At 30.9% G+C, this 13,285-nt stretch carries 10 protein-coding genes; 2 read left to right on the top strand and 8 right to left on the bottom strand.

Annotation, left to right across the window (positions count from 1 at the left end):
• Position 1: 1 nt before the first annotated feature.
• The gene (locus ACY3IT_RS03080) at positions 2-751 is read right to left on the bottom strand and encodes a LamG domain-containing protein (protein WP_463083327.1); all 750 of its coding nucleotides are present in this window, start codon (positions 749-751) and stop codon (positions 2-4) included.
• Between the two features lie 275 nt (positions 752-1,026).
• The gene (locus ACY3IT_RS03075; RefSeq protein WP_463083326.1) at positions 1,027-3,498 is read right to left on the bottom strand and encodes an alpha-L-arabinofuranosidase C-terminal domain-containing protein; all 2,472 of its coding nucleotides are present in this window, start codon (positions 3,496-3,498) and stop codon (positions 1,027-1,029) included.
• 371 nt (positions 3,499-3,869) lie between these two features.
• Here ACY3IT_RS03075 and ACY3IT_RS03070 point away from each other — a divergent pair, with 371 nt between their 5' ends.
• Complete coding sequence (locus ACY3IT_RS03070; RefSeq protein ID WP_463083325.1) at positions 3,870-4,880, top strand: LacI family DNA-binding transcriptional regulator; 1,011 nt, start codon at positions 3,870-3,872, stop codon at positions 4,878-4,880.
• Between the two features lie 6 nt (positions 4,881-4,886).
• On the opposite strand, the gene ACY3IT_RS03065 is transcribed toward ACY3IT_RS03070, so the two are convergent.
• The 6 genes from ACY3IT_RS03065 to ACY3IT_RS03040 all read right to left on the bottom strand — a co-directional run bounded on the left by ACY3IT_RS03065 (position 4,887) and on the right by ACY3IT_RS03040 (position 12,004).
• On the bottom strand, positions 4,887-5,672 hold the full coding sequence (locus ACY3IT_RS03065; protein ID WP_463083324.1) for an acyl-CoA dehydratase activase: 786 nt from the start codon (positions 5,670-5,672) through the stop codon (positions 4,887-4,889).
• Complete coding sequence (locus tag ACY3IT_RS03060) at positions 5,669-6,895, bottom strand: 2-hydroxyacyl-CoA dehydratase subunit D (protein WP_463083323.1); 1,227 nt, start codon at positions 6,893-6,895, stop codon at positions 5,669-5,671. Before ACY3IT_RS03060 ends, ACY3IT_RS03065 begins: the two co-directional genes overlap by 4 nt.
• The gene (locus tag ACY3IT_RS03055) at positions 6,870-7,880 is read right to left on the bottom strand and encodes a 2-hydroxyacyl-CoA dehydratase family protein (protein WP_463083322.1); all 1,011 of its coding nucleotides are present in this window, start codon (positions 7,878-7,880) and stop codon (positions 6,870-6,872) included. Before ACY3IT_RS03055 ends, ACY3IT_RS03060 begins: the two co-directional genes overlap by 26 nt.
• A 24-nt stretch (positions 7,881-7,904) precedes the next feature.
• The gene (locus ACY3IT_RS03050) at positions 7,905-9,617 is read right to left on the bottom strand and encodes a ribulokinase (protein ID WP_463083321.1); all 1,713 of its coding nucleotides are present in this window, start codon (positions 9,615-9,617) and stop codon (positions 7,905-7,907) included.
• 65 nt (positions 9,618-9,682) lie between these two features.
• Positions 9,683-11,083, bottom strand: a complete 1,401-nt coding sequence (gene aglA / locus ACY3IT_RS03045) for an alpha-glucosidase AglA (RefSeq protein WP_463083320.1) — start codon at positions 11,081-11,083, stop codon at positions 9,683-9,685.
• A gap of 27 nt (positions 11,084-11,110) precedes the next feature.
• Positions 11,111-12,004: an AEC family transporter gene (locus tag ACY3IT_RS03040; RefSeq protein WP_463083319.1), complete on the bottom strand. Its 894-nt coding sequence runs from the start codon at positions 12,002-12,004 to the stop codon at positions 11,111-11,113.
• Positions 12,005-12,073: 69 nt separating this feature from the next.
• Here ACY3IT_RS03040 and ACY3IT_RS03035 point away from each other — a divergent pair, with 69 nt between their 5' ends.
• Positions 12,074-13,276, top strand: coding sequence for an iron-containing alcohol dehydrogenase (locus ACY3IT_RS03035; RefSeq protein ID WP_463083318.1), 1,203 nt, complete (start codon positions 12,074-12,076; stop codon positions 13,274-13,276).
• Positions 13,277-13,285: the final 9 nt, after the last annotated feature.

Here is a 13,285-nt window from a genome sequence, read left to right as displayed (position 1 = left end):
TCTACTTTCCTAAACTTGCAAGCTCTCTTACCTCTTCATCAGTTAGAACCTTATTATAAATTCTTAGTTCATCAATTTTACCTTTAAAGGGTAGATCCCACCAATTTACTCCTAAGGTTATTACAACTTTATCTCCTCTAAATAAATCTTGTACCTTCTTACCTTCAAATCTTTTTTCTCCATTTATATATACTCTAACTAATCCATTATCTACTGTAACGACAAAGTGATACCATTTCCCAACCTCAAATTTAACATCTGTCCAACCATCAAACCATGCACTTCCAGACCAAAAACCAGCTCTACCTTCAAATAATGAATGACCTCCGGGGACAATACTTATCCAAGTATCAGGATTTACAGCTGCAAAAAAAGCGGTAGTGTAATAGTTTAATTCCTCAGGGTAAATCCAAAGAGCTATAGAATATTCATATGTTTCTATAGACCCTTCATAAAGTAAAACTCCAGAATTTCCATCTAAAACTAATGCCTTACCAACAACTCCATCTCCAAAACTTACTTGTCCACCTGTTTGATCAACTTTAGGACCAATAACTTTACCCTCTCCTAACAAACCATTAGCGTCTCTTAAATCTCCATCAAAAGGATAATAAGCCACTAATCCTTTGGGAAGTTCAAGCCTTTGTGGTATCTGTTGAATTTGTTGTAAAGATGTTTCTCCTGTTTTATTACATCCTGCAATCAGCAACAACATAACTAAAACTCCTAATACACTTATTGCTTTTTTCATCTTTTAAACCCCCTTTAAATTAATATTTAATTTTAAAACTATATCTTTTATAAACACCATAGAATTGAAAAATCTTTCAAATATCACCTCCCCCTGTTATTCAATTTCTGGAAAGGTTTCCATATACATATAAAAATAAAATTTTCAATAAAAACTATATCATTTTATAATCTTAGTTAATAAAATTTTTATTTAAATTTTAACCCCATACTTTTAAATAGTCAATAGGAAGATAAGGGGGATTACAACATCCCCCTCAATATGAATTAACAAACTTATTTTTTCTTTATCCTAATAATAGTCAAAGAATACTTAGGAAATTCGTAAACAAAATTATCTCCAACTCCACTAAAGCTCATAATTTGAGGGAAAATCTTTTTAGGATTATCCATAGAATTTTCATCTTTTAAATCATTAGAAGTTAAAACAATTACCTCTGCAACAGGTAATATAGCCTTTTTAGAAATTCCTTTTAAAGAAATATTAAGCTTTTTATTTTCTTCTGAAATATTAACCACCTTTAATACTACATCTCCATTTGTATCCTCCACAGCACTAGCATAAATTTCTTTCTTTTCCATTTTGTCCTCTACATCGTGAACCAATACTCCGTCAAGGTAACAACGAATTCTATTCCCATTTACTTCGATCTTGATATCATACCATTTATCTTCTATCACTCTAATATTAGCTGAATTTCCTACTATACTTTTTATACCATTTACAGATTTTTCTATTGCAGTATAAGAATTTCCCCAACCTCCTATATTCCACCAGTAGAAATTATCAAAATCTTTTACACCAAACATTATAAGGAATCCTTCTCTCCCAGAATTTTTCTTTGCCTTTACATGAATAGTATAATTTTTCCATTCTTTATTTCCTGTTATAGTGAAACAATTCTCAGAAAGAGTAGATTGAGAGAATACACCATTCCTTTGTGTCCATATACCTCTAAAAACAATCCAATTTTTCATAGTATCTTTAAAATTATCCTCATGAAGTACGCTTCGAGTAATATTATCTATTATTGTTAAATCTTTATATTCAACTGCTGTTTGCCAAGATCCTAATCCTATCATTCCTGTAATATTCATTTTAGAAGGATCTGCTTGAATATTTAAATTCATAGGTAAGATATATTTCCCTCTATTCTCATTTAGCATCTTAATTACATAATAATTAGGTGTAGCATACGAAGATTTATTATCAAACCATATAAGATTTGGTTGCCATTGACTTGCTCCTTCTTTTCCAAATAGAGGTGCATAAGAAATCATTTTTACTACATCCGAATATTTCTCAATATTTATAAGATATGCGGCTTCTGATAATGCAGACTCTAAATTATTTCTTCTTCCTTTCCCATGGGCAGCATATTCTCCTACAAACACTTTATAATTTTTATCATAGTTGGCATATCTATCAGTATTAGATAAGAACCAATCAGGTGCCATATAATAATGCTCATCCACTAAATCTGCTTTTCCTTTACTCTTAACCCAATTCCACCCATCATCAAAAATTTTACCACTTGGAGAAGGACCTACCCCAAAAATTACATTTATATTGGGGTATTTTCTCTTTATAGCATCATAAAACTTCTCATATCTCACATAATAATCGTATCCCCACTGCTCATTTCCTATCTCTATAAATTTCATATTAAAAGGTTCAGGATGCCCAAGTTGAGCTCTTATAGCTCCCCATTTTGTATTTACCGAACCATTGGCAAATTCTATTAAATCTAAAGCATCTTGTATATACTCATCAAGTTTATCCAAAGGAACCATATCATTTGGGCCACTTCCTTGAAAAGCCATACCACAATTTATAACAGGCACAGGTTCCGCTCCTATATCTTCACAAAATAAAAAATATTCATAAAATCCTAAACCTAAACTCTGGTAATATCCCCAAAAGTTTGGTATTGTAGGTCTCTCAGATGGATCACCAATAGTCTTCTTCCAACGATAAGCATCAGCCATTGTTCTTCCTTGTACTAAACATCCACCTGGAAATCTAACAAAGGAAGGCTTCAGATCTGCAACTAACTTTGCTAAATCATATCTAAGACCGTTTTTTCTACCTTTCCATGTGTTTTGAGGGAATAAAGATATAAAATCCAAATCTAATATTCCTTTGTGATTAACAGTAATTACAAACCTTCCATCTTCTATCTCATTCTCACAAGTTACTGTTTTTTCATATTTTTGCCAATTTTTTCCGATTCCTTCTATAATTCCTCTAAATCCAATATTACCTTTCCTATCCGATACTTCAAATAAAATATTTTTTATACTATCATCTGGACTTCTGGCATAAAGAGCAACTCTATAATTTTCTCCCTTTTTTACAGTAATACCATGATATCCTTGGTTAGAAATAAGTACTCCTTTATCAATACTACTTATAACAATTCGTAAATATGTGGGGTTTTTAGAGCTTATAGGATTATTCTTTTCAATAATATATCCAGCTTTATCTTTACCCAACGAATTTATAGACCAACTATGTAAAGGGGTAGGAAATTCAAATGATCTATTTTGAATTAGCTCCGCATATAATCCTCCGTCACCAGCGTAATTAATGTCTTCAAAAAAAACTCCATATAATATAGGACTAATTTCTATTCCTCTTTTTGAAGTATCAACTTCTAATGTATCGATATTTTCAGACCCTAATTCTATACTCAACATTAAAAGCATACATATAGAAAGTAACAATAGTGTTCTTTTAAGTCTCATTTTTTACCTCCTTTTATACTAATTTATGGAAACCTTTCCGGAATAAAGTATATTAATAATTTTACATTGTCTATATATGCTATTATTGTAATTTAAACATCCATACTCTTATAAAATTAAACTTGAACAAAGAAACCACCAAAATTTTAAAAATATCTATATTCATATTAACGTTAATTGCATCAAAAATCTTACCCTTAAAAAATTTTAACTTTACATTCATCTTACTATACATCTTTATTTTTCACTAATACTTTTACTAAATAATATAAACTTAAAATTTCTTAAAGTCAAGAGTAAATGTTGACTAAAAAGAAAAAAAATAGTATAGTTTATAATAAAATTTTATTAATTCAACAAAAGGGATTACCATGAAACAAGAGGAGATAAAAAAGAAAGTAAAACTTAAAGATATAGCTAAAGCAGCTGGAGTGTCTATTTCAGCTGTGTCTTTTGCCCTTAATAATAAGGGTTCATTAAATCCAGAAACCAAAATGAAGATATTAAAAATAGCACAAGAATTAGGTTATGCTCCAGAAAGAGAATGTAAAAAAACATATACAATAGGTTTAGTTATAAGTGATGTAACAAATCCTTTTTATCCTGCTGTAGTGATTGGAGTAGAAAATGTACTCTTAAAGCATGGATACAGCTTATTTTTATGTAATACAGACTATGATCCAGACCTTGGATGTACTTCTATAAAAAGATTTATTGATAGAAATGTTGATGGTGTAATTATAATGACAAATAGATTAGATGATTCAGTTATAGAACTTCTCAAGCTTAATAGAATTCCGGTAGTAGTTTTTGATAGAAATATTGAGGGATTAGATGTAAGCGGACTTTTAGTAGATTTTCAGTCAGGAATATCTGAAGCAGTAACACACTTAATTAATCTAGGCCATACAGATATTGCTATAATAACAGGACCATTAGATTTAGAAACTGCTCAAGCGAGGCTTAGGGCTTTTAAAATGGCTCTTAAAAGATACCATATTGATTTACCAGAGGATAGAATATTTGAGGGAGATTTTAAAATGAGAAGTGGAGAAGAAGCTATGAGGAAAATACTAAAGCTTGATCCAAGACCAACAGCAGTCTTTGCTTCCAACGATATGATGGCAATAGGAGCTTTAAGAGAAGCTCAAAATCAAGGTTTAAAAATACCAGATGATATATCCATTGTAGGATTAGATGATATTATGATGGCTTCCTATGTAAACCCTCCTCTTACTACTGTGGTTTTTCCTCAACAAGAAGTAGGCTCTAAAGCAGCTGAACTAATATTGAGACTCATTGAAAAGGGAGAAAAAGTAGTATCTTATATTCACACATACCTTGTAGTGAGAAAATCTACTGGACCAGCCCCTATAAGATAAAGGAAATTACATTTCTCTGGCAAAAAGTGCAGCTCCTAATGCTCCCATTATTTGTGGTTCTTCAGGAACATACACATTTAACCCAAGTAAATTTTCAAGAGTTTGAACTACACCCTTGTTTTTAGCTACACCACCACTCATAACTATATCTTTATCTATACCTACTCTTTTTGCTAATGATAATGCCCTTTTGGCCACTGAATAATTTAAGCCTTTTATTATTTTTTCTTTTTCAATACCTTCTGTAATCAGTGTTATTACTTCCGACTCAGCAAAAACAGTACATATATTAGTTATCTCAACATAATCAGGAACCATATTGTGAATATGTCCAAAATTTTTTAGATCTTCCTGAAGAACTTCTGCCATAATCTCTAAAAATCTCCCAGTTCCTGCAGCACATTTATCATTCATAACAAAATCAACAACTGCCCCATTTTTTCCTACTTTTATAACTTTAGAATCTTGTCCTCCAATATCTATTATTGTTCTTGCATTTGGGAAAATAAAACTTACTCCTTTAGCATGACAAGATATCTCTGTCTTAGTCTTATCCGTAAAATTAACCTTTACCCTTCCATATCCTGTTGCCACAATACTTTTTATCTCTTCCATTCTTATACCATGCTTATCCAATATATCATTTATAAGCCCCAATGCCGTTTTATTTCCATCTGGACCAGTCTCCTGTATACCATAATCAATAATCTCAGTTTTATCAAAACCCCTATCAGATATTAAAACAATCTTAGTAGTTGTAGATCCAATATCAACACCTAAGTAGTAATTCATGATATCACCTCAAAAAAAGCCTCCAAACGTGTTTTTATTTGCTCTTTCGGAAAATTAGTTTCATCAATTAGATCTCCGTCTATAACTATTGTAGGAATACCCTCTTCCATAAATTTTCTTCTTAATAAATAAGAGGGTACTGATCCTTGTCTACAACCCCATTGATTAAAAATTATTATGCCATCAGCCTTATATTTATTTACATTCTCTGTACCCAATTTAAATCTCTCCTCTAAAGTAGAAAAAGCCTTAAGATTAAGCATTTTTTTGGCTAACGATTCAAAGGGATTATTTTCATCTAAAATCTCCCAAGATATAGATGTGGATTCTTCAAATACAATATAAGCTCCTTTTTCTCTCATCCACAAAAAGAAATCGGTTTTAAAATAAGGGCCAAGATGCATCCAATATAATCTAATTTTAGGTTTTAATTCTTTACCTTCTTTTATTCTCCTCTTTATCTCGTCTCTTAAAGTTTTAAAAAATAGAACCCCATGCTTAGAACCAAAGGATGAAAAAATCATAGCTGCAAAATCAAGAAAATCTTTGCCATCCATAACAGTATGATCTCTCCTTAGTTCTTTAACCTCTTCAAAATATTTATATGCTTCATTAGAAAGGTGTATAGTCTTTTTTAATTTATCATTTGCATCTTTTATATTCAACCTTTTAGACATGTAATAATATAATTCCTCAAGATTTTCAGCTAAATGATCTACTTTATCGTAAGAATCTAAGACAAAGTACTCTCCTCCTTTTAATCTGCTAATAATATTAAAAGAATATATAGGAGAATGACATGGTTTAGTATAAGTTACAAGATAATCAGGATTAGGGAAAATATTAAGTTTTGCCAAACCTATAATTCCCCTGTGCACACTACATACATCTGCTGCACTCACAACTTCTTCGCTCTCTTGAAGGGGCCTCCTTATTAAACCCATAGCCCCTAGAAAACCAGATGCTACCTCAGGAAGTAATGGATACAAATCTAAAGCATAGAAAATTTCTGTTGGTGTGAAAATATTTACCATTACTACTTTTTTCTTATTACTATAGATAGAACGTACCAAATCTATAGCATAAAGATAAGAAACCTTTGTAACATGCTCGTTTTTATATCTTTTAAGTACAAATGCTTTTGCTCCCCAAAATACTGGACTAAAATTTAATAGCTTTTTTAATAGGTCATTTTTTTCATATATTATTTTCTCTATGTTCATATAACATCTCCATAAAAGCTTCTATGCGTGTCCTAATTTGTTCTTTGGAAGAAAGGGTATAATCATCGTCAATGATAAGAGTCGGTATATTATTCTCTTTTAGTAATTTCTTCAATAAACCTCCATGATATATGATAGGATCACAATATTTTAGAGTGTAAATTATTACACCATCTATTTTATCCTTTATAACAAAAATTTTTTCTAACCTTTTATTTAAACTCAGATCTCTTATACAAGACATTTTATTAAGATAATGAAAAGAAATATTATAATAAGGATCATCTTTATAAGATTCTATCCTTTCCAGATTTTTATTACCAAAACATGAGTCAATATATTCCACCTTAATCCCAAATTGTTCTAAGTAATCGATAAAACTAACTGGAATCATAGAAGCTAATAGGTAAACTTTTATTCTATATTCATAATCTTTTTCCTTTTCTATATAAGCCTCTCCAGAAGAAATATAGAAGTAAGATAAGAATGAATAACTATTTGAGTGGCAAATTATTTTTTCTCTTAAATTATTAAAATAAGAAACACTTTCTAATATTTTATCTTCAGATTTTCCATTTAAAAAATTCTTATAAAGATCTCTCAATTCTTTAGAGAAATATAATACATCTTCTTCTCTCCTATCAAAGGGAATTTTTAAAAAATATGCATCTTTAACTATTCCCAATTCTTTCCAACATTCATAAATTCTCTTTGAAGAATCACAGCTATCTGTAACAACTACTTTTTCAAGGGTTATATCTTCCCTAAAAAGAAATTCACTTATATTTTTAAGATATGGACAAAAGTATTTAGGAAAATAAGAATCTACTCTCTCTGGATACAAAGAATCATAAGTTAATAATAGTGGTTTGAAACCTGAAGCGTGAATAATCTCAGGGGGGATATATGAGCACATATACCCCACATATCCCCCTCTTTTAATCTCATTTTTCAAAAATTCATTATATCCATATATATCTCCCATTAAATGGTATTATATCATCAAGTATTACTTTACTCCTTTAACTTTATCTCTTATTTCAATAAGGTCTTTCATAACATGATATAGGTTATAGGATGCTTCTTTTGTACCAAATATGTCATGTAATTCTTTATAGAGATTATATAATCTATTATATATCTCTCTATCTTCTTTCCTTGGATTATAAACTACGTCCTTCACTCTACAAATGGCTTTCTGGGCTTCTTCCACATTTCTATAGCCACTTCTCTCATACCCCGCTGCAACTGTCCCAAATATGGCAGCCCCAAGAGCCGGAGTCTGAGAAGAGTAAGATATTTTTATAGTTTTACCTAAAACATCAGCATAAATCTGCATTATAAAAGGATTCTTTTCAGGAATTCCCCCACAAGCTATAACTTCATTTACTTTTACTCCATATTCTTCAAATCTTTCCATAATCACTCTCGCCCCAAAAGCTGTAGCTTCAATCAATGCTCTATATATTTCTTCAGGACGGGTATGTAAAGTCTGTCCTATAAGAAGCCCTGTTAGTTTTGCATCCACAAGAACAGTCCTATTACCATTATTCCAATCAAGGGCTAAAAGCCCACTTTCTCCAGTCTTTAATCTTTGAGCACGCTCAGTCAACAATTGATGAAGATCCTTATTTCGGGCTTCCTCTCCAAAATATTCTCTTGGAGTTAAGTATTTAACAAACCAGTTAAATATATCACCTACTGCCGATTGTCCAGCCTCCAATCCATAATATCCAGGAAGTATAGATCCATCTACAATACCACATAGACCTGGTATATCAGGAATTTTCTCAGTGTTAGGAACAACCATCATATCACATGTAGAAGTACCTATAACCTTTACAAGAATACCTGGCTTTATACCTGCTCCAACTCCTCCCATGTGTGCATCAAAAGCACCAACTGCTACTACCACATCTCCCCTTAGTCTAAATTTTTCTGCATAATAGGGAGAAATAGTACCAAATGGTATATCAGAAGTATAAGCTTTATCATAAAGTCTGTCTCTTAAATCAGCAAGCTTTGGGTGTAATTTTCCTAAAAACTCTTTGCTTGGAAGTCCACCCCATTCAGGATTATACATAGCCTTATGACCTGCTGCACATACGCTCCTCTTTATTTCCTCTGGTTTCTGTTTACCTGTAAGCACTCCTGGGATAAAATCACATATCTCTACCCATGTATAAGCAGAATCAAAAACCTTAGGGTCTACCCGTAAACAGTGAAGAATCTTTGAAAAGAACCATTCCGATGAATATACTCCTCCATACTTTCTCAGGTAAGGATATCCTCCCTCGTTAGCTAATCTCGTGATTTCCTCAGCCTCTTCATAACTGGAATGGTCCTTCCAAAGCCATGCTAAAGCGTTAATATTATCTTTAAACTCATCGTAAAAAGCTAATGGTATTCCCTCTCTATCTACTGGAAGTGGTGTACTACCAGTGGTATCAATTCCTATTCCTATAACATCTTCTCTTTTGAATTCTTTATTATTTTTTTCAGCCTCTATGAGAGCCCCCTCTATAGAAACCTCCAAGCCCTTTATATAATCCGCTGGGTGCTGTCTTGCCACATTGGGATTTTTAGGATCGAGAATAATTCCTGCCTCTCCATGTTCATAATTAAAAACGTAAGACCCTAATTCTTCTCCTGTATTGATATCAACCACTAAAGCTCTAACAGAGTTAGTACCATAATCAAGCCCTATAGCATATTTTCCCATAAAACACACCTCCTTCTATATTTTTACTAATAATTTTACTAAAAAAAATTAATAAACAAAATACCTCAATAGTTTAAATATTCTTTTAATTCATAATTAAAAGATTGATCCAATATTTCATTTAAAACCTTTTTTACCTGCTCATAAGATTTTGTTCTTGGATCTCTCACTAATATCTCCTCAAGAACTTTAATATCTCTTGATAAAAAACCTTCAAGGACCCATTCCATTCGTAGAATTCTTGGTAATAAATAAAATATTTTTATTCTTTGAGTCAAATCCGGATCTATTTTTTCATAGTGTATTCCCTCTTTATCCACCCATACAGGCACCTCTACTATCACATCATCAGGTATTCCTGAGATAGTCCCATTATTTGGAACATTTAAAATTAACCTCTTTTTATCTCCAAAAGTTATACCATTCATAAAGTGAATATGTTGTTCACCACTTAATTTATCTTTATTAAATATTTCAGGCCAAAGTTTAAGAAGTTTAATATCTCTACTTTTCTCAACTTCATTGGCCAATTCAATCATTCTTCTTCTCCCAAATCTCAATTGTTCATGAAATTTAGGCCTTTCAACCTCATTATCTATGCCTCCAAATTTACCATACCATCTTTTTTTAGTTTCAAGATTATAATTGTATTTCCAAGTACCATTTCTACATGTATCACCAATGGGCAGCATCCCATAAAACTTATACATATCAAGAGACGCTGGACTCATCTGTAAATCCCAAGGATTCTTAGGTTCCCATTTCGATAATTTTTCTTCCATCCATTTATCAAGAAGATGATAAGCATTCTCTCCCTTATATAAAAATCTATTCAAAAATATACCATGATTCACACCAGCAACCTGCCATTCTACATCCTTAGTATCAAGACCAAGAGTATTGAATACTTCAAAAACTCCATTAAAACCGTGACATATACCTACAACCTTTATATCTGTAACGCGTGTTAAAAGCTGTGTTATTTCAAATACTGGATTTGCTGTCTGCAAAAGCCAAGCAGATGGTGCATATTTCTTTATATTATTAGCTATGTCAAGGGCCAATTTCATATCGTAATAAGAAATTAAAACATAAGTGTAAGTAGATACCATATTCAATTCCTGACTATCAATACCCCTATAATAACCATGCTTCTCGCCAATCTTTGTAACAATATCGTACTTTACAAAACCATCATCATGTTCTTTTGGAAAAGGATTTGCTGTATTTATAACAAAATCTGCTCCTTCTATACCCTCTTCAAGCTTTGCTGTCTTCTCAAAATTTAAATCCACTCCAAGCTCTTCTACATATTTCTTTGCTAAAATATAAGAGGCTTTTAATCTTTCCTCGTGAATATCAACCAATGATATGGTAGAACCATGAAAATTTGGGGTCTTTGCAATATCACCTATAATCTGCATTGAAAATCTTATACTTCCTGAACCTATAATTGTAAATTTCATATAGACATCCCCCTTTGAGCTATTTTTTTATTTAAAAATTATAAGGAAGAAAGTTCCAATTAATATGGTTAAAGAAACATATAAAGAGGCAAATCTTGAATTTAATCCCATTTCATTTGAATAAATTACAACTACTAAAGGTGCTGGTAATAAAACTCCCAAGGAAATAATCCTAATAAATAGAGAATCCTCTAAAAATCTCCTCAAAAAAATAGCAAATAATATTCCAGGTATAAATCTTATAACAAGGCCATAAAATAAAGCCTCTATCTCTTTCTTATCCAATTTAAAATCAAGAAAATAACCGATTGTAAAAAGAGCAAGCGTAAAATTAGATAAAGATAAATAATTTAATATGGAAATAAAAATTGAAGGAAAATTTACTTTCAATAGATTTAAAATGAGAGATACAAAATATACATCCAATGGAAAAAATAATAACACCTTCTTAATCACATTTTTAACTTCAGAAAGAGACCAATTTCCCTCTGAGAGAATAGACAAAGCATATGATAATCCAAAAACTATAAAAGAGTTTCCTATATCAAACATGGCCATATATAAAAGTCCCTCATCTCCGTAAAAACTTCTTATAAAAGGATAAGAAAAAAGCCCCACATTATACCCACAGATACCAATAAGCAAAGTCCATCTCAGATTATTATCTAATTTCTTATTTCTTAAAAAAATAAAACCAATTATAAATACGACTATTCCAAAAGAAAATGAAATAAAAGGCAAAAAAAAGATATCATGGCTTATATAAGATGTTAAAAATACTTTAAGAATAGTAGCGGGAAGTGTAATATATATTACGAATCTACTTAAAGTTGATCCTGCCTCGGAAGGAAGTATTTTTATTTTCTTTATAAAATATCCCAGAAATATGATAAATATGTTTGTTATTATATTTTCTGTCATATCTTAATACTATTTTGACTAAATATTAAAAGAATTATACCATTTATAATAAAAGGAGGTAAGGAGAAAATGCTTATATGGGACAATGATTTTTCCAATCTCTTAGATTATATAAAAAAACAAAAGGAAATCCCATTAATTCTTTGTGACGAAAATACTTATGAAGTATGCGGGAAAGACATCTATAGAAATCTTGGTGACAACTCAAAACTGCTTGTTTTACCATATAATACTCATGCAGACGAAAAACACATTTGTAAATTAATCATAAACACCAATGACGACAATGTAATCATCTCAGTAGGTTCGGGAAGTATAACAGATATAGCAAGATTCGTAAGTTATAAACAACATCTAAAATTTATATCTGTACCAACAGCCCCATCTATGGATGGATATGCATCTTCAGTTGCCGCACTAACCATAGATGGAATCAAAACCACTTTACCAGCAAAACCCCCTGAGCTTATATTTGCAAATTTAGAAATACTTAAAAATGCCCCCCATTTACTTATAAAAGCAGGTTTTGGAGACTTAATGGGGAAATATACAGCTCTTTCAGATTGGAAGCTTGCTCACATTCTTTTAGATGAACCTTTAGATACAAATGTAGCAGAAGAAATGTTAAAAGCTTGTGAAGATACGCTAAAAAGTATAGACAAAAATGATTTTATTAAACCATTGTTTGAGGGTCTTGTAAAATCAGGAGAATTAATGACAAAGGTAGGAAACTCTCGTCCAGCTTCAGGAGCAGAGCATCATATTGCCCATTATTTAGAGTTTTTGGGATATGATCTATTTCATGGAATAAAAGTAGGAATAGCTACCTTTTACGTGATTAAATTATATGAATTCATATTAGAATTTGACTTTGAAAAAATGGATCAATATGTAGATTATGAAATAGATATAAAGGAATGGAGAAAAGAGATAGAAGAAAATTTTCCCAAAATACATAATAGAATAATAGAAGAAAATATAGAAAGAATAGAAATGTTTAATAACATTGAGTTCAGAAAAAGCCTCATTGAAAAAATAAAACTCCATCAAGATGATATTAAATCTCTTGCTGAAAACCTTTCTAAAAAGAAACGAGAAATAATAGATGGATTTAAAAAAATCAGATTCTCATTGGATATAGAAGATTGGAACATAAAAAAAGAAGATTTAAAAAAAGCTATTCTTTATTCCCTATTTATCAGAGATAGATTTACTATTCTTACATTATATTATTTTTTAGGTCTTTTAAAAGATTTTATAAAAGTAGTATAATAAATTGTT

The organism is Dictyoglomus sp. GBS (assembly GCF_055179815.1).
This window is presented reverse-complemented; position numbering and strand designations above follow the sequence as displayed.

What these genes read in the sequence shown, in the direction of transcription:
- ACY3IT_RS03080 (WP_463083327.1), bottom strand. Translation starts at nt 751, where the DNA reads ATGAAAAAAGCAATAAGTGTATTAGGAGTTTTAGTTATGTTGTTGCTG.
- ACY3IT_RS03075 (WP_463083326.1), bottom strand. Translation starts at nt 3,498, where the DNA reads ATGAGACTTAAAAGAACACTATTGTTACTTTCTATATGTATGCTTTTA.
- ACY3IT_RS03070 (WP_463083325.1), top strand. Translation starts at nt 3,870, where the DNA reads ATGAAACAAGAGGAGATAAAAAAGAAAGTAAAACTTAAAGATATAGCT.
- ACY3IT_RS03065 (WP_463083324.1), bottom strand. Translation starts at nt 5,672, where the DNA reads ATGAATTACTACTTAGGTGTTGATATTGGATCTACAACTACTAAGATT.
- ACY3IT_RS03060 (WP_463083323.1), bottom strand. Translation starts at nt 6,895, where the DNA reads ATGAACATAGAGAAAATAATATATGAAAAAAATGACCTATTAAAAAAG.
- ACY3IT_RS03055 (WP_463083322.1), bottom strand. Translation starts at nt 7,880, where the DNA reads ATGGGAGATATATATGGATATAATGAATTTTTGAAAAATGAGATTAAA.
- ACY3IT_RS03050 (WP_463083321.1), bottom strand. Translation starts at nt 9,617, where the DNA reads ATGGGAAAATATGCTATAGGGCTTGATTATGGTACTAACTCTGTTAGA.
- aglA (WP_463083320.1), bottom strand. Translation starts at nt 11,083, where the DNA reads ATGAAATTTACAATTATAGGTTCAGGAAGTATAAGATTTTCAATGCAG.
- ACY3IT_RS03040 (WP_463083319.1), bottom strand. Translation starts at nt 12,004, where the DNA reads ATGACAGAAAATATAATAACAAACATATTTATCATATTTCTGGGATAT.
- ACY3IT_RS03035 (WP_463083318.1), top strand. Translation starts at nt 12,074, where the DNA reads ATGCTTATATGGGACAATGATTTTTCCAATCTCTTAGATTATATAAAA.